18 protein-coding genes are annotated in these 21399 nt (G+C 73.4%); 15 read left to right on the top strand and 3 right to left on the bottom strand.

Annotated elements, in window-relative coordinates; genetic code table 11:
- Positions 1–531: 531 nt before the first annotated feature.
- Positions 532–1530 (top strand): IS481 family transposase, encoded by a 999-nt coding sequence (locus tag LRS74_RS12750; protein ID WP_277741119.1) that lies wholly within the window; start codon positions 532–534, stop codon positions 1528–1530.
- On the opposite strand, the gene recQ is transcribed toward LRS74_RS12750, so the two are convergent.
- Together recQ and LRS74_RS12740 are read right to left on the bottom strand one after the other, a co-directional pair.
- A complete protein-coding gene (gene recQ / locus LRS74_RS12745; protein WP_277741118.1) occupies positions 1527–3404 on the bottom strand; it encodes a DNA helicase RecQ in 1878 nt (625 codons plus the stop codon). The two genes, LRS74_RS12750 and recQ, sit on opposite strands and share 4 nt — an antisense overlap.
- Positions 3405–3501: 97 nt before the next feature.
- Complete coding sequence (locus LRS74_RS12740) at positions 3502–4200, bottom strand: TetR family transcriptional regulator (protein ID WP_277744734.1); 699 nt, start codon at positions 4198–4200, stop codon at positions 3502–3504.
- Positions 4201–4335: 135 nt separating this feature from the next.
- Here LRS74_RS12740 and LRS74_RS12735 point away from each other — a divergent pair, with 135 nt between their 5' ends.
- Positions 4336–5157 (top strand): NAD(P)H-binding protein, encoded by an 822-nt coding sequence (locus LRS74_RS12735; protein WP_277741117.1) that lies wholly within the window; start codon positions 4336–4338, stop codon positions 5155–5157.
- Between the two features lie 61 nt (positions 5158–5218).
- Here the strand turns inward: LRS74_RS12735 and LRS74_RS12730 are convergent, their stop codons facing one another.
- On the bottom strand, positions 5219–6265 hold the full coding sequence (locus LRS74_RS12730) for a Ku protein (protein WP_277741116.1): 1047 nt from the start codon (positions 6263–6265) through the stop codon (positions 5219–5221).
- 49 nt (positions 6266–6314) lie between these two features.
- Between LRS74_RS12730 and ligD the strand changes: the two genes are divergently transcribed.
- The 13 genes from ligD (at position 6315) to LRS74_RS12665 (ending at position 21288) form a co-directional block, all read left to right on the top strand.
- A complete protein-coding gene (ligD, locus tag LRS74_RS12725; RefSeq protein ID WP_277741115.1) occupies positions 6315–7208 on the top strand; it encodes a non-homologous end-joining DNA ligase in 894 nt (297 codons plus the stop codon).
- Between the two features lie 38 nt (positions 7209–7246).
- A complete protein-coding gene (locus tag LRS74_RS12720) occupies positions 7247–8218 on the top strand; it encodes an ATP-dependent DNA ligase (protein ID WP_277744733.1) in 972 nt (323 codons plus the stop codon).
- A gap of 412 nt (positions 8219–8630) precedes the next feature.
- On the top strand, positions 8631–8861 hold the full coding sequence (locus tag LRS74_RS12715) for a hypothetical protein (RefSeq protein WP_277741114.1): 231 nt from the start codon (positions 8631–8633) through the stop codon (positions 8859–8861).
- A 286-nt stretch (positions 8862–9147) separates the two neighbouring features.
- Entirely contained in the window at positions 9148–11886 is a 2739-nt protein-coding gene (locus LRS74_RS12710; RefSeq protein WP_277741113.1) for an AAA family ATPase, read from the top strand.
- A gap of 643 nt (positions 11887–12529) precedes the next feature.
- Positions 12530–13606, top strand: coding sequence for a hypothetical protein (locus LRS74_RS12705; RefSeq protein WP_277741112.1), 1077 nt, complete (start codon positions 12530–12532; stop codon positions 13604–13606).
- Entirely contained in the window at positions 13603–15060 is a 1458-nt protein-coding gene (locus LRS74_RS12700) for a cytochrome P450 (protein ID WP_277741111.1), read from the top strand. Before LRS74_RS12705 ends, LRS74_RS12700 begins: the two co-directional genes overlap by 4 nt.
- A gap of 40 nt (positions 15061–15100) precedes the next feature.
- On the top strand, positions 15101–15733 hold the full coding sequence (locus tag LRS74_RS12695) for a hypothetical protein (RefSeq protein WP_277741110.1): 633 nt from the start codon (positions 15101–15103) through the stop codon (positions 15731–15733).
- Between the two features lie 167 nt (positions 15734–15900).
- Positions 15901–16215, top strand: a complete 315-nt coding sequence (locus tag LRS74_RS12690) for a hypothetical protein (RefSeq protein ID WP_277741109.1) — start codon at positions 15901–15903, stop codon at positions 16213–16215.
- Positions 16216–16870: 655 nt separating this feature from the next.
- The gene (locus LRS74_RS12685) at positions 16871–17455 is read left to right on the top strand and encodes an RNA polymerase sigma factor (protein WP_277741108.1); all 585 of its coding nucleotides are present in this window, start codon (positions 16871–16873) and stop codon (positions 17453–17455) included.
- Positions 17452–18528, top strand: coding sequence for a zf-HC2 domain-containing protein (locus LRS74_RS12680; RefSeq protein ID WP_347178128.1), 1077 nt, complete (start codon positions 17452–17454; stop codon positions 18526–18528). The genes LRS74_RS12685 and LRS74_RS12680 overlap by 4 nt, the downstream gene beginning before the upstream one ends.
- Entirely contained in the window at positions 18525–19334 is an 810-nt protein-coding gene (locus LRS74_RS12675; protein ID WP_277741107.1) for an ABC transporter ATP-binding protein, read from the top strand. The genes LRS74_RS12680 and LRS74_RS12675 overlap by 4 nt, the downstream gene beginning before the upstream one ends.
- Positions 19331–20659, top strand: coding sequence for a hypothetical protein (locus tag LRS74_RS12670; RefSeq protein WP_277741106.1), 1329 nt, complete (start codon positions 19331–19333; stop codon positions 20657–20659). The genes LRS74_RS12675 and LRS74_RS12670 overlap by 4 nt, the downstream gene beginning before the upstream one ends.
- A complete protein-coding gene (locus tag LRS74_RS12665; RefSeq protein WP_277741105.1) occupies positions 20656–21288 on the top strand; it encodes a hypothetical protein in 633 nt (210 codons plus the stop codon). The genes LRS74_RS12670 and LRS74_RS12665 overlap by 4 nt, the downstream gene beginning before the upstream one ends.
- The last annotated feature ends 111 nt before the right edge of the window (positions 21289–21399 follow it).

Raw genomic sequence — 21399 nt, 5'->3', positions numbered from 1 at the left:
GCGATGGTCATGTCCATGAAGCGCGGCGAAGTGTAGGGCCGCCGCCGCCAAGGAGGAAGGAGTGAAGCCGAAGCCGTTACGGGGAAGGTCGGGACGGAAGTCGTCCGAGGGGTCGGGGCTCGGGGATCGGGCTCGTGGTGCGGAAGGAGCCCGAGGGTCGGCTCGGGGGCCGGGAGGCTGTCCGGGGATTGAGGTCGCGGAGCAGCCGACGGCCTAAGGGAGTCGGTGGGCTGGAAGAGCCGGTGGCCCACGTCGGCCGTCGAAAGGAGTCGGTGGCCCACGTCGGTGGCCGAACGGAGCCGGTGGCTTGGGGGACTCGGCGGTCCGGGGAGGCGGTCGGCCCGCCAGGGGAAGGCCGGCGGCCGAGGCGAGCCGCCGGCCGAGGGCCCCGGCGCGCCCGGGGTGGGCTAGCTGTTCTGTCCGGGGAGGTTGTGGACAGGTGACCCAGGTCTCGGCTGAGGGATCTTGAATGGGTGAGGGCCTTCCGGGTTCGGTGTGGATTGCGACGTCTACACCGACCGAAAGGCCCTCGTGCCCCACCGTAATGCACCCCTGACCGAGACCGGACGCCTGCGTCTTGCCCGCTGTGTGGTCGAGGACGGCTGGCCGCTTCGACGGGCCGCCGAGCGCTTCCAGGTCTCGCCGACCACAGCCCAGCGGTGGGCCGACCGCTACCGCCGACTGGGCGAAGCCGGCCTGGCGGACCGCTCCAGCCGGCCCCACCACAGCCCCCGCCGCACTCCCACCCGCACCGAGCGACGGATCATCAAGGTCCGTTTGCTGCGCCGGTGGGGACCGGCCCGCATCGCGCACTTCCTGCACCTGGTGCCCTCCACCGTCCACCGCGTCCTCACCCGCTATCACCTGGCCCGCCTGGCCCACCTGGACCGGGCCACGGGCCGCGTGGTGCGGCGCTACGAGCGCGACCGGCCTGGAGAACTGGTCCACGTCGACATCAAGAAGCTGGGCAACATCCCCGACGGCGGCGGACACAAGGTCCACGGCAGAGCCCAGGGCGGTCGCAACAGCTCCGCACACCGCGACCCCGCACGGCCCCGCACCCGTCACGGCCGCCCCAACCTCGGCTACAGCTACCTGCACACAGCCGTCGACGACCACTCCCGCCTGGCCTACAGCGAGATCCACTCGGACGAGAAGAAAGAGACCGCCACCAGTTTCTGGCAGCGGGCCCACGCCTTCTTCGCCCAGGCCGGGATCACCGTCGAGCGGGTGCTGACCGACAACGGCTCCTGCTACCGCTCTCACCACTGGCGCGCTGCCCTGGCCACGGCTGGGATCGTCCACAAGCGCACCCGGCCCTACCGGCCGCAGACCAACGGCAAGGTCGAACGCTTCAACCGCACCCTGTTGGAGGAGTGGGCCTACGCCCGCACTTACCGCTCAGAGCGGGAACGACGCGCGGCCTTCGGCGAATGGCTACACACCTACAATCACCACCGCGGACACACCGCGCTGAAAGGCCAACCACCCGCCAGCCGCGTCCCCAACCTCACAGGGCAATACAGCTAGCCGAGCTCCCCCAGCAGGTCCAATATCGCCTGCCCGTACTTGGTCAGCTTGCTCTCGCCGACGCCGCTCACCGTGCCCAGTTCGGCCAGCGAGGAGGGCCCTGCGATGGCGATCTCGCGCAGCGTCGCGTCGTGGAAGATGACGTACGCGGGAACGCCCTGCTCCTTGGCCGTGGCCGCGCGCCACGCGCGCAGCTGCTCGAAGACCGGCAGCGCCTCCTCGGGCAGGTCCACGGGGGCGGCCTTGCGGCCCTTGGTCGCCTTGTCGGCCCGGTCGCGCCCCGCGCGGGCGGCCTTCTCCGGCTCGCGCCGCATCGGCACCTGGCGCCGGCCGCGCAGCACCTCGGCACTGGCGTCGGTGAGCACCAGCGTGCCGTAGTCACCCTCCACGGCGAGCAGGCCGGCCGCCAGCAGCTGGCGCACGACGCCGCGCCACTCGCCCTCGCGCAGCTCGGTGCCGATGCCGAACACGCTCAGCGCGTCATGGTCGAACTGGATGACCTTGGCGGTCTTCTTGCCGAGCAGGATGTCGATGATCTGGCCCGCGCCGAACTTCTGGTTCCGCTCCCGCTTGAGCCGGACCACGGTCGACAACAGCTTCTGCGCGGGGACCGTGCCGTCCCAGGACTCGGGCGGGGTGAGGCAGGTGTCGCAGTTGCCGCAGGCCTCGCTCTTCTCGCCGAAGTAGCCCAGCAGTTGGACGCGGCGACACTCCACCGTCTCGCACAGCGCGAGCATGGCGTCCAGGTGCGAGGCGAGACGGCGCCGGTGGGCCTCGTCCCCCTCGGAGGTGTCGATCATCTTGCGCTGCTGCACCACGTCCTGGAGCCCGTACGCCAGCCAGGCGGTGGACGGCAGTCCGTCGCGCCCCGCGCGGCCGGTCTCCTGGTAGTAGCCCTCCACCGACTTGGGGAGGTCGAGATGGGCGACGAAACGCACATCGGGCTTGTCGATGCCCATGCCGAAGGCGATCGTGGCGACCATCACCAGGCCGTCCTCGCGCAGGAAGCGGGCCTGGTGCTCGGCGCGCGTGGCCGCGTCCAGCCCGGCGTGGTACGGGAGCGCCTCCACGCCGTGCTCCACCAGCCAGGCGGCGGTCTTCTCCACCGACGCGCGGGAGAGGCAGTAGACGATCCCGGCGTCGCCGGGGTGCTCGGTGCGCAGCAGCTCCAGCAGCTGCCGCTTGGGCTCCTGCTTGGGCGTGATGCGGTACTGGATGTTCGGCCGGTCGAAGCTGGCCACGAAGTGGCGCGCGTCCTGAAGCTGGAGCCGGGAGGCGATCTCGGTGTGGGTGGCCTCGGTGGCGGTCGCGGTCAGCGCGATCCGGGGCACGGTCGGCCAGCGCTCGTGCAGCGCGGACAGCGCCAGGTAGTCCGGCCGGAAGTCGTGGCCCCACTGGGCCACGCAGTGCGCCTCGTCGATCGCGAACAGCGCGATGGTGCCCCGGTCCAGGAGCGCCAGGGTGGACTCGACGCGCAGCCGCTCCGGCGCCAGATAGAGCAGGTCCAGCTCGCCGGCGAGGAACTCGGCCTCGACCAGCCGTCGCTCGTCCAGGTCCTGGGTGGAGTTGAGGAAGCCCGCCCGCACGCCGAGCGCCCGCAGCGCGTCCACCTGGTCCTGCATGAGCGCGATGAGCGGGGAGATGACGACGCCGACGCCGCCGCGCACCAAGGCGGGGATCTGGTAGCAGAGCGACTTGCCGCCACCGGTCGGCATCAAGACCAGGGCGTCCCCGCCGGCTATCACCTGCTCGATGATCTCCTGCTGATCGCCTCGGAACGAGTCGTAGCCGAAGACGCGGCGCAGCACGCGCAGGGCGGCGTCGCTGGTCTCGGGAACGGCCTCGGAAACGGGGTCGAGATCGCGGGAAGTCACGCGGGCAATTCTATGAGGGGGGTACGACAGCGCGTCCGGCGTTCGCCCGAGGTGGCGGGGGCCGGACGGGGCGGGGTCGCCCCCGGGGCGCCGCGCGTCACCCACGGGCGCGGCCGGGGGCGTGGCGTGCGGGCTCCGTGGCCGGGTCGGACTCCGCCGGGCCGGGAGGCGCGGCCGGGCCGGGGCCCGGTCCGGCCATGCGGCGGATGACGCGGCGTAGCTGGTCGGCGTAGCGCTCCCGGAACTCCTGGGAGTCGGGGTCGAGGCCGTAGATGCGGCCCACCGCGTGCCGCATCGCGACGGGGGCCGCGACCAGGGCGTAGCACATCAGCATCACGGCCTCGGGCTCGAACTCCTCGGCGAGCTCGCCCGCCGCCTGCCGGCGCCGCAGGTCGGACAGGTCCTCGCGGTCCTCGGGGCCGTCGCTCCACGCCTCGTCGGTGAGCGCCCGCCAGATGAGGAGCCGGGTGCCGCGTGGATCGGCGAACGCTTCGTCGAGGTAGCGCACGACGAGGTCGTCCAGGGGGGCGGAGGACTCGTTGAAGGTCGCCTCGTGTGCCAGCCACTGGCGGCCCAGCTCGACGTAGAGCCCCTCCTTGCCGCCGAAGTAGTAGTTGATCAGCTGCTTGTTGAGGCCGGCCCGATCGGCGATGTCCTGCACCCGGGCGCCCGCGAACCCCTTCGAGGCGAACTCGTCCTTGGCGGCCTCCAGCAGCAGCCGCCGGGAGCGCTCGGCGTCGAGCTTCCGGGCGTCGGGGGCTGGGGCGCGGCGGGGGCGCTTGGGCGTCTCGGGCATCTCGCTCACGGGTTCAGACTAGCCCGGCGCCCACAGCTTTATCCATATGGCTGGTTGACAAGTTCAACCGGATGGTTGAACCTGGAGCTCGAGAGCGTGACAAGACGAAGCAGCGGCAAGACGAGGAGTGACGTCGTGATCGTGGTGACCGGGGCTACCGGAAACGTCGGCCGGTATGTGGTGGACGAGCTGGTCGAGGCGGGGGCGAAGGTCTGCGCGCTGACCCGCGATCCCGAGGCGGCGCGGATGCCCGCCGGGGTGCGGGTGGCGCGCCTCGGCGACCTGCCGCTCGACGGCGTCACGGCCGTCTTCCTCAACCCCGCTGTGCTGTGGGGGAGCGGCCCGGAGGAGTTCCTCCGTCAGGCCGCCTGGCACGGCGTGCGGCGCATCGTGACCCTCTCCTCCGCGGCGGTGGCCGAGGCGGGGTCGGGAAACCCGATCGGCGACCACCATCGCGCGCTGGAGGTCGCGATCGAGGCCACCGGCGTGGAGTGGACACATCTGCGACCCGGGGCCTTCGCCTCCAACGCCGGGCAGTGGGCGGGCCAGATCCGCGCCGGGGACGTGGTGCGCGGTCCGTACGCCGAGGCCCAGCTCGCCCCCATCCACGAGGCCGACATCGCGGCGGTCGCCGCCCGCGCCCTGCTCACCGACGACCTCGTCGGCCGAGCGCCGGTCCTCAGCGGGCCCCAGTCGATCACCCAGGCCGAGCAGGTCCGCATCATCGGCGAGGCCATCGGGCGTCCGCTGCGCTATGAGGAGCTCAGTCGGGAGGCCGCCCGCGAGGCGATGACCGGCGGGCATGTGTCGGCGGAGATCGCGGACTCGCTGCTCACCATGTTCGCCGCGTCCGTCGGCCGCCCGGCCGAGATCTCCCCGGAGACCGAGCGCATCACGGGCCGGCCGGGGCGCACCTTCGCTCAGTGGGCCGCCGACCATGCGGCTGACTTCTCCTGACCGGCCGTCCCCCGGGGGTGCGCGCGGGGGGCCGTCACCCGATTCGCCCGGGCGCGGTGGTCTAGGACGCCGCCTTCGGCTTGCGCCGAGCCGTGGTCTTCTTGGCGGCGGCCGTCTTCTTCGCGCCCCCCGTGGCCGTGCCACCCGAGGCCGCGCGCTTCTTCGCGGCGGAGCCGGCGGCGCGGCCGCCGGTGGCCTTCTTCGCCATGGACGCCGCCTTCTTGGTCGCGGCGGGCTTCTTCTCCGCGGCGGCCTCCTTGCGGCCGCGGCCGCGCAGCGGGGTGACCGTCGCCTCGGTCTCGCCCGCCGCCTCCACGCCCTCCTCGCCCCGGGCCTTCCGGGCCGAGCGGACGCTGTCCTGGAGGGCCGCCATGAGGTCGACCACCTTGCCGGTGGGGACCGGCGCCTCGCCGAGCTCGGCCGCCGGGGTTGCCCCCGCGACCTTCGCCGCGACGAGCTCCTCCAACGCCTCGTGGTACTGGTCGTGCAGCGAGTCCATGTCCACCTCGCCGAGGGTGTCCATCAGCGTGTCGGCGAGATCGAGCTCGGCGTCCTTCACCGTCACCTTCGCCTGCGGGGCCAGGCCGGTGGCGTCCCGGATCTCGTCCGGCCACAGCAGCCGGTGCATGGCGATGGTGTCGCCCACCACGCGCAGCATGCCCAGCCGCTCCCGCCCCCGGTGGACGTACTTGGTGATGGCGACCTTCTCGCTGCGCTTGAGCGCCTCGCGCAGCAGGACATAGGGCTTGGCCGACGTGGTCCCGTGTGCGCCGAGGTAGTAGGCGTCACCCATCTGGAGCGGGTCGATCTGGCTCGCCGGGACGAACGCCTCGATCTCCAGGGAATGGGTGGTGGGCAGCGGCAGTGCGGCGAGGTCGTCGTCGGTGATCGGGATCAGGCTGCCATCGGCGTCCTCATACGCCTTGCCGATCTCCGCCGAGTCGACGGTCTCGTCCTCCAGCTCGCACACCTTTCGGTAGCGGATTCGGCCGTTGTCGGTGGTGTGGATCTGCCGGAAGGAGACCGCGTGGTCCTCCGTGGCCGGGTACATCTTGATCGGGATGCTGACCAGGCCGAAGGAAATGGCCCCATTCCAGATGGATCGCATAGATGGTCCCTTCAGATCCTTCAGGTCCCTTTTATGAGATTCTCATCGTATGTCGCCGATCACAGAGGTGGAGGGGCGACGGGTCGTCCTGCGCAATCTCGACAAGGTCATCTATCCGGCCAGCGGCACCACCAAGGGCGAGCTGCTGCACTACATCGCGGCGACCGCCGAGGTGCTTCTCCCCCATGTGCACGGTCGCCCGGTGGCGTTCCTGCGCTACCCCGACGGGCCGGACGGCCAACTGTTCTTCACCAAGAACCCGCCCCCGGGCATCCCCGACTGGGTGCGCACCGCCGAGGTCCCCCGCTCCCAGGGCGAGACCGCGCGACAGGTGCTCATCCAGGACCTGCCCACCCTGATGTGGGCGGCCAACCTGGTGGTCGAGCTCCACGTCCCCATGTGGCGGATCGACGACGGACACGCCCTCGCGGACCGGCTCGTCTTCGATCTGGACCCCGGTCCGCCGGCGACCATCGTGGACTGCTGCGCCGTGGCCGTGTGGCTGCGCGAGCGGCTGGCCGCCGACGGTCTGGACGCCTGCGCCAAGACCAGCGGCTCCAAGGGGCTGCACCTGCTGGCGCCGCTGCGACCGACGCCGTCGCGGGAGGTCAGCGCCTATGCCAAACGGCTGGCGATCGAGGCGTCGCAGGCGCTGCCCGGCCTGGCCCTGTACCAGATGAAGCGCTCGCTGCGGCCGGGGAAGGTCTTCGTCGACTTCAGCCAGAACGCCGCGGCGAAGACCACCGCCGCCCCGTACACCGCGCGGGCCCGCGCGCGGCCCACCGTCTCCGCACCGGTCACCTGGGAGGAGGTGGCCGGCTGTCGGCGCCCGGAGCGGTTGGAGTTCACCATCGACGACATGGCCGGGCGCCTGGAGCTCCATGGGGACCTGCTGGACCCGCTGCTGGACGCCCGCCGCGCGGGCGCGGTGCCGGCCCCGTGATCGCCGCCCCGGCCGTGACCCCGCCGGTGCGGGTGGCGCTGGCGCGCCCCATCCAGACCTTCCCGGCGCCGGCAGCCGGCCGGCGGCTGGCCTACGAACCGAAGTTCGACGGCCACCGCGTGCTGATCTTCCGGACCGAGGAGGAGGTGCTGTTGCAGGCGCGGTCCGGGCGCATCATCACCCGCGCCTTCCCCGACCTCGTCACGGCGGCGCTTCGGCTCCCCGCCGGGGTGGTGCTCGACGGCGAGGTCGTCGTCTGGACCGAAGGCCGCACCGACTTCGCCGCCGTGCAGCAGCGCGCAGCCGCGCCGCCCGCCCGCGCCGCCCGGCTGGCCCGCCGCCGCCCCGCCTCCTATGCCGCGTTCGACCTGCTGGCGGCAGAGGGACGGGACCTGCGGCCGCGCCCGTACGACGAGCGGCGTGCCGCCCTGGTGGCGCTCCTGGAGCCACACGGCCCGCCGATCCAGCCCGTGCCGATGACCACCGACCGCGGGGAGGCCGCGGAGTGGTACGAGAGCCTCCGCGCGGTGGGCGTCGAGGGACTGGTCGTCAAGGGCCTGGCGCAGCCGTACCGCGCGGGTCGGTACTGGCTCAAGCTCCGCCACTCCGACACCCGGGACGCGGTGGTGGTCGGCGTGGTGGGGCCGCGTTACCGCCCCCGCGCGCTCGCGCTCGCCCTCCCCGGCGACGACACCCCGGTCGTCTCCACGCCGCTGGACGCGGCGCTGCGCGCCCGACTGGCCGAGCCGCTGCGCCGGTTGCAGCGGGACGCGCGGGACGGAGCGGCGGCCGAGGGAGCCGAGGCCGACAGGGACGCGGAGGCCGCGACCGACGGAGCCGCGGCGCCAGAGTTCGAGGCGCCCGAAGTGCCCGAGGCGATCGCGCACGACATGGTCGGCGCGGAGGTCGCCTACCGTCCCGTCCCGCCCGAGCTGACCGTGGAGGTCCGGGCCGACACCACCCCGCGGCACGCGGCGGTCACGGTCATCCGACTGCGCGCACCCGACTGACCCCGACTGATCCCGAGTGATCTCGATTCATCCCGGCCTACTCCCGGCCGGCGCCCGCGCCCATCCGATCGCCCGCTCTGTCCATGTGACCGCCGCTGAAGGGAGCGCCCGCTGAACGTGGCCGATCGCCCGGGGCTCGTGGCCGAGCGCTCGGAGGCCCGTTCGCCGAGGGGCGCTCGACCGCCGCGCGAGCCCTCGCCGTACCGCCGCGCGCCCCCTTCCTCCGCCGCCGCGCGACCTCTCCTCATGCCGTCGTCCGGCCGCCACGCGACCGATACCGGACCGAATTTCGACCGCGGCACATCTCCGCGGCGTAGATGTGGAACAGAGGGTGACCGGTCGCGAGTTGACATGAGGGGTGTGTGCAATCGCTGAAGGAGACACGATATGTGCGGAAGCTGCGGCTCGACGGATGGCCACCGACTCAACAACGGAAACTGGCAGTGCCACATATGCGGCTCGGTCACTGCCGGCTGAGCAGGACCGGATCGCCTGGGAGGCGATCGACGCGGAGACCCGGGACCGGCTTCCGTTCGTCTCACCGGAGGACTTCACCGTCACCGCGGGAGACGAGGCTGTGGCCACCAACTGGCAGCGCTTCCACACCACGTTGAGCCGGGCCGCGTCCTTCGAGGCACTCTAGGTCGGCGGCCGCGTGACCTGGGTGCGATGCGGCGGCGTGCGAGCGTCGCTCAAGCCGGGGACGCTCGGGGGGATCTCGGGGGGATCTCGGGGGGATCTTCGGGGGATCAATCCGAACGGCGGTCCGTGCGACTGCTGTTCCCCGGGCGATGGTTCCGGCGTCGTCTCCCGCCGCTGACGGTCGAAACCGCCGGGGATTTTAGAAGTAGCCCACCCCGCCCGCAAGTGGAAACGGAAGTCTTGTCACTCTCCCTCGCGTTGTGTGATGTGGCCGATACGCTTCGTGGATGGCGTCATTCCTACGTGCGGCGGCCGCTTCTGACGGGCGAGTTCCGAGGGCACTGGAGCGGGAGGCCGAGTGGGCCGCCGTCCGGGCCCGGCTGGATGACCTGGGCGGTTGGTCCCCCGCCGGTGTCCAGCGACCGAAGGCCGACCGCGGCGGACTACTGGTGTTCACCGGCCCGGCCGGGGTCGGCAAGACCACGGTTCTGGCCGAAGTGCGGCGGCTCGCCGCCGAGCGCGAGTGCGTCGGGCTGTTCGCCCGGGGCGGCGAACGGGAGCGCGCGGTCGCGTTCCACGTCGTGCGGCAGCTGCTGCAACCCCTGCTGGCCTCCTACCCCGAGGCCGAGCGCCGGGAGTTACTGGGAGCCTGGTACGACATCATCGGCCCCTGTGTGGGGCTGTGCCCCGTCGAGGACGGCGCGGCCCCGGACCCGCAGGGTGTGCGCGACGGCCTGGACTGGGTGCTGATCAATGTGGCGGTGCAGCGCGGCCCGTTGGTGCTGGTGCTGGACGACGCGCACTGGTCGGACCCGGAGTCGCTGGCCTGGCTCGGCGGCTTCACGTCCCGCCTGGATGAGCTGCCGGTGCTCATGGTGGTCGCCTACCGCACCGAGGACCACCCGGCAGCGGCCGCCGAGACCGCCGAGGTCACGGCGCTCGACGAGCTGGTCGCGGGCAGCGACACCCGCCCCTATCGACTGGCCCCGCTGAGCCCCGGCGCGGTGGCCGAGCTGGTCCGGGCCGAAATGGGCGCCGAGGCGGAGGAGGCGTTCTGCCAGGGGGTGTGGCAGGCCACCGAGGGCAACCCCTTCCGGACCCTGGAGCTGATCGCCAAGGTCAAGGGGCAGGAGCTGTCCCCGACCCGCGAGAACACCGGCCTGCTGCCGTCCATGGCCGCCGCCACCGACGAGAGCGTGGTGGCGCGGCTGGAGCGACTCGACTCCTCCGCCGTACGGCTGGCCCGGGCCGCCGCCGTGCTCGGTGCGGAGGCGTCGCCGAGCCTGGTGATGTCGATAGCCGGCATGGGCCCGGCGGAGGCCGCGGACGCCGCCGAACGGCTCTGCGCCGCCCGTCTGGTGAAGGACACCCCGAAGCTGGAGCTGGCCCATCCGTTGATCGCGACGGCGATCTATCGCTCGATCCCGGCGGCCACGCGCGTGGCGCTGCACGGCAAGGCGGCCTGGGACCTCATCGAGTCCGGGCAGGGCGCGGCCGCCGCCGCGCGGCATCTGATGGAGATCCATCCGGAGGACGACCCCTGGGTGGTCGGCCAGCTCCGCGAGGCCGCCATGGAGTATCTGCGCACCGGAGCGCCCGACGCCGCCCGCCGCTGTCTGGAGCGGGCGCTGCGCGAGCGGCCGGTCCCGGAGCTGCGGGCCACGCTCCTCTACGAACTCGGCTGTCCCGCGCTGTGGCACGACCCGGCGACCGCCGTGAACAACCTGCGGTCGGCGCTGGAGGAGGCCGGCCCGGACGGCGCGCTCCGTCAGGGCATCGTCATCCGGCTCGCGCGGGCGCTCGCCTACTGCGACCGGATGCCCGAGGCGGTGGGCCTGCTGGAGGAGGAGGCCCGGGCGACCACCGACGCCCCGACCCGACTCCGGCTGCACACCGAGCACTTCATGATGGCCGCGTTCAGCTCCCAGGACCATGACACCCCCACGCACTCGCGCCGGCTGGCCAAGCTCGCCGAGCGGCTGAGCGGGCACGACCAGACCGAGCGCTACGTCTTCGGGCTGCGCGCCTGGGACGCGATGCTGCGCGGCGAGCCGGCCGCCGTGGTGCTGGACTACGCCGAGCGAGCCCTGGCCGACGGCATGAACTGGACCGACGAGCAGTGGGGCTTCGAGGTGCCGGCGCTGGTCGGGCTGACCTTCCTCTACTGCGACCGGCCCGACCGCGCGGAGGAGCTCTTCACCATCGGCGTCGCGGAGTTCGAGCGACAGGGCCAGCGCGGCGTACCGCTGGCCTTCGGCTACTCCTTCCTGGGCTACATCCACTTCCGCGCCGGCCGGCTCACCGACGCGGAGGACTTCGCCCGGCTCGGGCTGCGGCTGGCCGGCCGCGCCGCGCCCGGCGCTCCCGTGCACTGGTACGCCGTCGGCAGCCTGATCGAGATCCTGCTCGCCCGGGGCAAGAGGGAGGCGGCCGAGGAGCTCGCCGCGCGGCACGACTTCGGCAGGCCCTTCCCCTCCGCCGTCACCATCCCGGACGCCCAGTCCGTCGGCGCCGAGCTGCTGCTCGCGTGGGGCCGGACCAAGGAGGCGGCGGAGGAGCTCACCGAGGTGGGCCGGCGGCTGGACGCCCGCGGGGTGCACAATCCGAGCTGGTGCCCCTGGATGCTCAAGCTGGCCCTCGCCGTGCACGCCGAGGACCCGGACCGGGCACGCGAGTTGGCGCGGGAGGCGGTGCGGCGGGCGGAGCGCTTCGGCACCGACTCCGCCGTCGGCTACACGCTGTGCGTGGCCGCCCGGGTGCAGGAGCCCCCGGAGGCCATCGCCCTGTTACGGCGCGCCGTCGATCACCTCGAGCGGTCGTCCGCGGCGCATCTGCTCGCGGTCGCGCAGGTGGAGCTCGGAGCCGCGCTGCGCCGTGACGGGCGGGCGGCACAGGCCGCCGCGCAGCTGTACCAGGGCGTGGAGGGTGCCGTGCGCTGCGGCGCCGAGGAGTTGGTGCGACGGGCCAGCGACGAGCTGGTGGCCGCCGGTCTGCCGCCGCGCCGCGCGGGGACGTGGGGCGCGTAGCGGTGCGGACGCCGCGGCGGTCGGGCGCCCGCCCGCCCGGGCCCTGACCCGTACGACCAGCGGAGCGCGGCCCGACCGTACGCCGCGCGGTGGCGCGTTCCCGCACCGCACGAGAGCGGTGCCCGGGCGCAGCCGGTTCGCGAGCGAGGGCGCGGGAGGGTAGCGCGCCCTCGCCCACGGGCAGCCTGCACGTGCGGCGTCACTTTTGTGCGGCGTCACTTTTGTGCGGCGTCACTTTTGTGCGGCGTCACTTTTGTGCGGCGTCACGTTTGTGCGGCGCCGCGTTCGTGCGGCGCCGCGGCCGCGCCGTCCTCGCGCCGTATGTCGTGGCCGTCCGTGCCGGGTCGCGGTGCCGGTCGTGCGGCACGTGCGCAGGCCAGGGGCGTGCGGCTCTCAAGGCGCGCCGCTCTTCGCCTCGCTTTGTGAGCCGTGAGGTAGAGGTCAAGGTCGGACGGGGTTTCCGGTCGTATCCGCGGGTGAAAGCTCCGTGAGGTCGGAGCACGCCACGCGCTTCGACACCTCTTCGTTCCTCTTCCCCCGCGGGAAACACCATGAGTACCGCAGCGTTACAGGCATCACTCGTCCATCAGCAGCCGCCCGCGTCGGCACTGGATCCGGCGCATCCGGTCCGGGTGAGGAGCTCATGACCGGCACCAGGCCCCCGGCGGTCGACGGCCGGCGACGCGCGGAGGGGCAGTTCTACCTCCCCGAGCTTCCACGGCTGCTGCCCTACGCGTACCACCCCAAGGCCGCGCAGATCGAGTTCCGGTCCAACGGATGGGTGCGCCGCTTCCTGGCGGACTGCTTCGCCGACGAGCAGGAGCTGCTGAAGTACCTGCGGCAGCGGAACGGACTCTACGGATCGCTCACCGTCCCGACCGCCGACGAGGCGCACGCGCTCAACGTCGTCGACTTCTACCAGTTCGTGACCGTCATCGACGACCTCGCCATGGACCCCACCGCGCTCGGCGCCAGCCAGCGCCGGCTCGGCGAGGAGTTCGCCCGCATCCTGGAGGACTTCACCGCCGGCGCGGAGCCGGACCCGGGCTTCCCGTACGGATGCGCCGCCTGCGATCTGTGGCGGCGCATCGGTCCGGGGCTCAGCCCACGTCAGGCCGATCGGTTCAGCGCCGCCCTGAGGACCTTCCTGGACGGCACGGCCAGCGAATTCCCCCTCCGCCGGGCGGGCGCGGTGCCCGACTACGCGAGCTATATGACCTGGCGACCGCACAGCTTCGGCTTCGACTTCATGACGCTGCTCACCGAGTACGCGATCGGTGTCGACATGTCGCCCTTCGTCGACGAGCCGTCGCTGAGGGAGCTGCACGCTCATGGCGTTCGGCAGTTGATCCTTGTCAACGATCTGCTCTCATGGCGCACGGAGCACAGCCGGCAGGACACCGTCAACGCCCTGCGGGTGCTGTGCCAGCACGAGGGGCTCACGCTCCAGCAGACCGTGAACCGGGTCTGCCGGCTGGTCGAGTACCACGAGAGGTCGTACCTCGCCGCCCGTGAGGCGGTGTGCCGCGGACCGCTGGGGACACGCGCCGACGTCCGCACCTACCTCGACGGACTGGACCGACTGATCGGCGGCAGCCAGGAGTTCGAGTACCTCACGCCGCGGTATTTCGGTGACGGATACGTCTGGGACGGGGCGACCTCCGGCTGGATCAGCCTGGCCGCGCCGGTCGCCAGGCTGAGCGAAGGGCGGCAGCGATGACGGGACCGACGGGGTGGGCGGGACGGACACGTCGGACGGGGTGGACGGGAGGGACGGGATGGACGCGGCGGGCGGAATGGACGGGGCGGGCGGAGCGACCTCGGGCGGGCACGGCGCCGGGGGCGCTTCCGCTGCTCGGCCACGCGATCCCGCTGGCCCGGGCACCGCTGGACTTCCTGACCTCGATGGCGCGCCACGGTGAGCTGGTGGAGATCCGCCTCGGCGCCCGCCCGGCCCATGTGGTCTGCGGGCACGGAGTGGCCCACGAGGTCTTCCGGGACGCCCGCACCTACGACAAGGGCGGCCCGCTCTTCGACAAGGTGCGGCCCATCATCGGGAACGGACTGGCGTCCTCCACCTGGGAGGACCACCAGCGGCAGCGTCGACTGCTCCAGCAGGCGTTCCAACCCGACCGGATGCCCGGCTACGCCGCCGTGATGGGCGAGGAGATCGACGCCGTGCTCCGCCACTGGCGGCCGGGACGGATCCTCGACGTCGGCGCCGCGCTGTACGAACTCACCACCAGGATCACGGTCCGCGCCATGTTCCGCGGCCGCATCGAGGACGACGCCGTCGCCGAGCTGCGTCGCTGTCTGCCCGTCATCACCCGCGGCATCTTCACCCGCACCATCCTGCCGGTCGACGCGCTGCACCGGCTGCCCACGCCCGCCAACCGCCGCTTCGACCGGGCGCTCGCCCGGCTGCGCCAGGTCATCGACCGGACGATCGCCGGCTACGGGACGACCGACGCGGGGGAGGGGAACGGCGAGGACCTGATGTCCCTGCTCATCGGCGCCGAGGACGAGGAGACCGGTGGGCGGATGTCCCGGCGGGAGGTCCACGACCAGGTGATGACCCTGCTGCTGGGCGGCGTGGAGACCACGGCCAACCTGGTGGCCTGGACGTTCCACGTCCTCGGCGCGGAGCCAGGGGCGGAGGCGCGGCTGCACGCGGAGGTGGACGAGGTGCTCTGCGGCCGCCCGCCGAACCTCGCCGACCTGCCCGAGCTGGAGTACGCCCGGCAGGTCCTGACCGAAGTGCTGCGGCAGTACCCGCCCTTCTGGCTGCTGAACCGGATCACGACACGCGAGGTCGAGCTGGCCGGCCGCCGGCTGCCGGCCGGGTCCACCCTCGTGATCAGCCCCTACGCCCTGGGCCGCGACCCGGTGGCCTTCCCCGACCCGGACCGCTTCGACCCGGACCGCTGGCTGCCCGCACGGGCGGCCTCGCTGCCGCGCGGCGCCGGCTTCCCGTTCGGCGGCGGCGCCCGCAGGTGCATCGGCGACCGCTTCGGCATGACGGAGGCCCTGCTCGTCCTGGCCACCGTCGCCGCCCGCTGGCGGCTGCGGCCGGCCGGCGGCTCCCGGGTCCGGCCCACCCCGATGATCACGCTGAGCCTCGGCCCGCTGCCCATGGTCCTGGAAGAACGACAGGCGCGGACCCCGAGAGCCTGATGAAGGCACGCGCCGCCCATGGATGCGACACCATGCCCCCATGAGACACATACGCCAGGCACTGGTGCCCCTTCTGCTGCTGCCCCTCGCCCTGACCGCCTGCGGGACGGAGTCGGGCGACGAGGGCGGCGCGGACCGGGCCGAACTCCAACGGCGGGCGAAGGCGTTGGAGATCCAGCTCGACATGGTCTACGTGACCGAGGTGAAGGGCTTCGACGTGGCCGAGCAGTCGGTGAACGTCTACGGGGACCACGGCTTCCAGAGCGCCTACGTCGCCGCGAAGGGCGGTGGGATGATCCAGCTGTCCGTCGACGAGAAGCGGACCGGGAGCGACGACTGCGCCATAGCGGGGTCCACGACCAACGGCGAGAAGGTCCGTTGCGAGCGGGACGGTCAGGGCGAGTACCGCGTCTCGGGGACCGCGCACGAGTACGTACGGAACGAGGAGAACCGCGCCATCCGGCTCCACGCCGACCGCGCCTCGGTCGACCGCGACACCCTCCGCGCCGCAGCCGAGGCCGCCCACCAGGCCGACGACGCCGAGATCGACTCCGTGCTCCCCCAGGAGCCCCGAGGTGCGGACGGAGACGGCGGGGCCGGCGGCGTCGAGCGCGGCGACCTGCCCACGACGGGCGACGGAGCTCCCAACAACGACGTGGGCGCTAGTGGTTGAGGCGCACCGGGACGTTGCCGGCCGGTCCGGAGAAAGGTGACAGGTCGTCACGATGCTCGCTCATGACGACCCCTACCGACCGCCCCCCGGGGGCATCGATCCGTCGAGCCCGGCCAATGCTCCGGATATGGGGGCGCGGGGGCGGTGCCAGCGTGACAATAGGGGCCGTGAGCGAGGAGAACCGACTGCGCGCCCTGCCGACCGAGTTCGTCGGAAAGCTGTCTTGCGATCACTGCCGCGCGAGGCCGATGAAACTGCCGGGTCTCACCGGCGGACTGTGCATCGCCTGCTACGCCGCGGAGCGGATGGCCCGACCGCGGCAGACGGGGCAGGGGCAGTCGGCGTGCTTCGTCTCCGACCCGTGCATGGGGTGCGGAAGCGAAGAGGTGGACGCCAACGGCTGGGAGTTCTGGTGCGACTGCTGCGGTATGCGGGTCGCCGTGGCCAACCCGCCCGGCCATGCGTCGCTGCGCCCCGTGTGACGCCGCGCCCGTGACCGGGCGCCCATCTGACCGCGCCCCCGTGTGACCGCATCCCGGCGACGTGGGCCGTGACGGGGCGCCGTGATGCGGTGCCGTGACGTGGCGCCGTGACGCGTATGGCGGTCGCCGATGTCGGTGATCGCGCCCCGTAGTCCATGGCCGCGCTGGGGCGCCGCAGCACGGCGCCCCGGTGTTTCATCACGGGGCGCCCTCGGCCGTGTCGACATGGCCTTCGTCAACGCCGGCGGCCAGCACGCCGGCGGCCGGCCGACCGCACCGACGGGCGCGGCGGGGACGTCCGAGCCCGGGGACACGTCGACGGCGGGGAGCACGCGGAGAGCGGCCGACGGCTCGCGGTGCCGACCATGGGCGCGTACGGCGCCGTGCGGGCGCTGCTCCCGCTGCTGGCGGACGACGGCTCGATCGTCATCACCACCCCGCCCACGCCGCACCCCCCCCCCCCCGCCGCACCCGCCCCCGCCCCCCGTCTCCGACCCCCGGCTGGGCGTCCACGCCATGACGACACCCCGACCCGCGTCGCCCCGGCCCCCGAGACGATCGGGCGCCGGGGCTTCGGCGTACCGACGCCGCGGTCGGTCTGCGCCGATGACGGCGCCGGAGAACCGAACGCGGGCCGGCCGGCGATAGAGGAGTCGTGAGACTGTTCCGCCCGCGAAGGGCTGACCGAGACGACGACGCCGCCCTGCTGCGGGCCGTCGCCGGAGGGGACGAGACGGCGTTGGCCACCTTCTACGACCGTCACGCCGGCTGGCTGTTCGCCCGGTTGTCGCGGCGCTGCGCGGACCCCGAGACCGTACGGGAGGTGCTCCAGGACACCTTCCTCACCGTCTGGCGATCCGCCGCCTCCTACCGCGGCACGGAGTGCGGCGGCTGGCTGTGGGTGATCGCCGCCCGGCGGCTGGTGGACGCGCAGCGGGTCCAGGCGCGCGCCGATCGGGTGGAGTACGCGCCGGCGCCGGTCGCGCCCTCCGCCGAGGACCGGGTGCTGGACGGTCTGGAGTACGGGGACGTGGGGGTCGCCCTGTACCGGATCTCGCCGGAGCTGCGGGAGGTGCTGAGGGCCACGGTCGTGGACGGGCTCACCACCCGGGAGGCCGCCCGGCTGCTCGGCATACCCGAGGGCACCGTCAAGACCCGGGCCATGCGGGCCCGCCGCGAACTGCGTGCCGCCCTGGCCGAGTTGTCCGAGGATCGCGCACCGCTGGGAGGTCTGACGTGACGAGTCGACACGAGACCCCGGAAGCCGCCGGGGGGCGGCCGACGGCCGGGACGTGGCACGTCGACGGGGCGATGAGCGCGCGCTACGCGGCGGGGACGCTCGACGAGGCGGCGGCGTGGTCGCTGGAGAAGCACGTGGAGGTCTGTGGCGGCTGCGCGGCCGCGGTGTCGGCCGCGGTGCGCTCGCGAGGGGACGCGGCGCGGGTGCTGGAGGACGTGCGGGGCGCGCTCCTTGGCGCGCTGCCGGCGCCGGCGGCCGCCCCGCGGCGGTCGTCCGGTGCCGCCGACCACTCAGGGCACGCCCGCGCCGGTGCCGCCGACCGCCCGGCGCGCTCCCGGCGGCTCGGCCGCCCTGGCCTGCCCGGTCTGCCCGGCCGCATGCGTCGGCTGGGCCGCGCCGGTCTGCCCGGCCGCACGGGTCGGCTCGGCCGCGTGCTCTGGGCCGCCGGTCCCGCGCTCCGCGGGGCCTGGGTGATCGCCGTGCTCCTGGTGTGCGCGGGCGCGGTGGGGCTGGCGTACGGGGCGGACGTCGACGGCGTCCGGCCGCTGCTGCTCGCCCTGGCACCGCTGCTGCCGCCGGCCGGAGTGGCGATGTCCTACGGGCCGTCCGCCGACCCAGCGCACGAGATCGCCCTCGCCTCCCCCTCCGGTGCCCTGCGGCTGCTGCTGACCCGGAGCGCGGCGGTGCTCGCGGTGAGCCTGCCGCTGCTGACGGCGGCGGGCGCCGTGGTGCCGGACGGGCCCGGGGTGCCGGGAGCCGCCGCCTGGCTGCTGCCGGGCTTGGCGCTGACGCTGGGCTGCCTCGCGCTCGGCTCGTACCTGGGCTGTACCGCGGCCGCCGGACTCCTCTCCGGCGCCTGGGCCATCACGGTCCTCGCGCCGGCGCTCCTCGCCTCCCGGCGGGGAGGCGGCGTGCCCTGGGAGATGGCGCTGACCGATCACCTGGCCCGGTGCCTGTCCGGCGCCGGAGCGCAGGCGGGCTGGGCCGCGGCGGCCGCCCTGTGCGCGGCGCTCGTCGCCCTCCGCCGCCACTCGTTCGACCTCGCGCCCGGCCCCGGCCGGCCCCGCGTATGAACCGTCTGGAGACTCTCGTGAGCGTACTGACCATCAGCGGACTGACCGTCCGGCACCGCAGAACCCTCGCCCTCGACTCCGTCGACCTGGACTTCGACCCCGGGGTGCACGGCCTGCTGGGCCCGAACGGGGCGGGCAAGACCTCCCTGATACGCGTGCTGGCCACGGTCGCCCGCCCCACCGCCGGCCGGGTCGAGCTCCTCGGCCGCGTGCTGTCCGGGCACCGGGAGCTGTCCGCCGCCCGCCGCCGGCTCGGCTATCTGCCGCAGGACTTCGGCTACTACCCGGGCTTCACCGTGCGGGACTTCGTCGCCTACGTCGCCTGGCTGAAGGAGGTGCCGGCGGCCGAGGCGGGGGCGGCGGTCGAGCGTGCCGTGGCCCGCGTCGGGCTGACGGACCGCCTCGACACCAGGATGAAGACCCTGTCGGGCGGCATGGTGCGGCGGGTCGGCATCGCCCAGGCCATCGTCAACGACCCGGCCCTGCTGCTGCTCGACGAGCCGACCGCGGGCCTCGACCCGGAACAGCGGGTCGAGTTCCGCGCACTGTTGCGGGAGCTGGGCCAGGAGGGCACCACCGTCCTCGTCTCCACCCACCTGGTGGAGGACGTGGCCGCGGCGTGCACCGAGGTGACCCTCATCGAGTCCGGGACGGTGGCCTACCGCGGCACGCCGGACTCCCTGGCCGCGCTCGGCGAGCGCTCGGACGACGGGGACTCCGCCGGGAGCCCCATCGAGCGCGGCTACACCGCCGCGCTGCGTCTGGCACGCTCCGGGGCGGCGGCCACCCGAGGGGTGGCCCGATGAGGCTCGATGAGCGCCCCTCCCTCGTCCGCCGCCAGGCGCCGCGCCCCGTGACGCCGCCGGCCCGCCGCCTCCGCCACCCGTTCTTCGCCGAGCTGCGCGGCGGCCTCGCCCTCTGGGTCGCCCTGGTGATGTGCGTGGCCGAGGCGCTGTACATGGCGAACGCGGCGGATTACTGGCAGGGAAGCTGGGCCGAGACCCGGCAATACCTGCACACTACCGCCGTCATGCTGTTCGGGCCGTTCGCGGCCGCCGCGGGGTGCTGGCAGGGCGCGCGGGAGCGCCGCAGCCGCATGGCGGAGCTGCGCGCCTCCGGGGCCAGAGGCGAGTTCGCACAGTTCCTGGTGGTGGCGGTGCCGGTGGCGCTCGCGGCCGTGGTGGGCCACGCCGTGGCGGTGACCGGGTCGCAGCTGGCCACCTGGCCGTATGTTCCCGGCGGCCGGCCGATCTTCGCGCCGGTCGCCGCGGACCTGGTGTTCCTCGCCGGCGTGGCGGTCATCGGCACCGTCGTCGGCCGGCTCGCGCCATGGCGGCTGGCGGCGCCGGCCCTCGCCGCCGTCACGTATCTGCTGCTCGCCTTCCTCGCCGACGTCGACTCCTCGGCCCGGTTCCTCAGCCCGGCCGCCGACGACGGCTTCCACGCGGAGCCGGTGTGGTGGCAGCCACCAGCGATGATGGCGTGGATCGGCGGCCTCGCCGTCGCCGCGGCCCTGGCCCACACCCTGCGCCCCCGATGGTCCTGGGTCGCCGTCGTCCCGCTCGCCGCCGCGGTCGCCGCGGCCGTCCCGATGGCGCGGACGGGCGAGGACATGTGGCAACTGCCCGACCACATGCGGAAGCAGGTCTGCGACGACTCGAGGCCGCGCGTGTGTGTCGAGGCGGAGAAGAAGGACCTGCTGCCGAAGGTGTCGGCCGCGCTGTCGGGCATCACCGGCCGGCTGGAGGGCGTGGACCACCTTCCCGACCGCTTCCAACTGCCGCAGCTCTACTACGGGCAGAGCGTCGTACGAGGCGGGCTGGCCGAACCCGAGCAGTTCGCCTGGGAGGCCGCCTCGATGCTCCTCCCCGACTGCGAGAACCGACCCGACGAGCACCTCCACAACGCCGTGCGGGACTGGTTGGTCTCCAACGACCTCAGCGACCGCAGGCGGAACGACTACGAGCAACGGGTGGACAAGGAGGGCGATCGGCAGTCCGTCGAGAACGCCCGCGCCCGGGCCCGAGCGCTGTCCCGTCTCACCTCCATGGACGAGGATCGCCGACGCGCCTGGCTCGGCCGCTACTTCGCGGCCACCCGCGCCTGCTCCGGAAAGGTGCCCGCCCTGTGAATCCCCACTCCGCCGCCCACGCTCCGGCCCACGGACTCGTCCTCTACGCCCGGTCGCGGGCCCTGCCCGGCACCGTGCTCGCCCTGCTCGCCGTCGCGGCCCTGACCGTCGTCGGTGCCCAGGTCCCGGAGGTCTACCTCGACCCGGCGCAGCGGATCCGCGCCGAGGCGCTCGCCCCCGTGTTCGCCGCCTGCGCCATCGGCATCAGCACGTACCAGCACTCCCCGGACCTGGACGCGACCGCCGTCCGCCCCTGGCCGGCCCGCCGGCTGGCCCATGTCTCGCTCCTGATCGTGATCGCCGGCCTCGCCCTGGCGCTCGCGGTCCCCTCCACCTCGGAGTTCATCGGCACCTGGGGGCTCCTCCGCAACCTCCTCGGCGGGGTGGGCGTCGCCCTGGCCGCCGCCACGGTCATCGGCGCCCGACTCAGCTGGGCGCCCACCCTCGTCTACCTCACGATGCTCTACCTCTCCCGCGGCGACGCCCTCGGCCGCGCCCACGCCCTGTGGGCCTGGGCCGCCCAACCGGGCGCCCAACCCTGGTCCTGGATCCCCGCCGTGACCGTGTTCCTCGTCGGCACCGCCCTCTTCGTGACGCGCGGGCCCCGGCCGGAGAACGGGAGGGACTGACGACTGACGCGTCATGCCTTCGGCGCGCGGCGCGTTCGTGGTCCTCGTGGCGGTGTAAGCGTCGTGGCGGTGCGAGGGGCGTCGTGGCGGTGCCGAGCGTCGCGGCGGTGC

It is taken from the genome of Streptomyces sp. LX-29 (assembly GCF_029541745.1).
Lineage (GTDB): Bacteria > Actinomycetota > Actinomycetes > Streptomycetales > Streptomycetaceae > Streptomyces.
The sequence above is the reverse complement of the archived record's forward strand: the minus strand, read 5'-3'. Positions and strand labels throughout refer to the sequence as shown.

What these genes read in the sequence shown, in the direction of transcription:
- LRS74_RS12740 (WP_277744734.1), bottom strand. Translation starts at nt 4,200, where the DNA reads ATGCCCGAGACGCCCAAGCGCCCCCGCCGCGCCCCAGCCCCCGACGCC.
- LRS74_RS12730 (WP_277741116.1), bottom strand. Translation starts at nt 6,265, where the DNA reads ATGCGATCCATCTGGAATGGGGCCATTTCCTTCGGCCTGGTCAGCATC.
- ligD (WP_277741115.1), top strand. Translation starts at nt 6,315, where the DNA reads ATGTCGCCGATCACAGAGGTGGAGGGGCGACGGGTCGTCCTGCGCAAT.
- LRS74_RS12715 (WP_277741114.1), top strand. Translation starts at nt 8,631, where the DNA reads ATGGCCACCGACTCAACAACGGAAACTGGCAGTGCCACATATGCGGCT.
- LRS74_RS12710 (WP_277741113.1), top strand. Translation starts at nt 9,148, where the DNA reads ATGGCGTCATTCCTACGTGCGGCGGCCGCTTCTGACGGGCGAGTTCCG.
- LRS74_RS12705 (WP_277741112.1), top strand. Translation starts at nt 12,530, where the DNA reads ATGACCGGCACCAGGCCCCCGGCGGTCGACGGCCGGCGACGCGCGGAG.
- LRS74_RS12700 (WP_277741111.1), top strand. Translation starts at nt 13,603, where the DNA reads ATGACGGGACCGACGGGGTGGGCGGGACGGACACGTCGGACGGGGTGG.
- LRS74_RS12695 (WP_277741110.1), top strand. Translation starts at nt 15,101, where the DNA reads ATGAGACACATACGCCAGGCACTGGTGCCCCTTCTGCTGCTGCCCCTC.
- LRS74_RS12675 (WP_277741107.1), top strand. Translation starts at nt 18,525, where the DNA reads ATGAACCGTCTGGAGACTCTCGTGAGCGTACTGACCATCAGCGGACTG.
- LRS74_RS12670 (WP_277741106.1), top strand. Translation starts at nt 19,331, where the DNA reads ATGAGGCTCGATGAGCGCCCCTCCCTCGTCCGCCGCCAGGCGCCGCGC.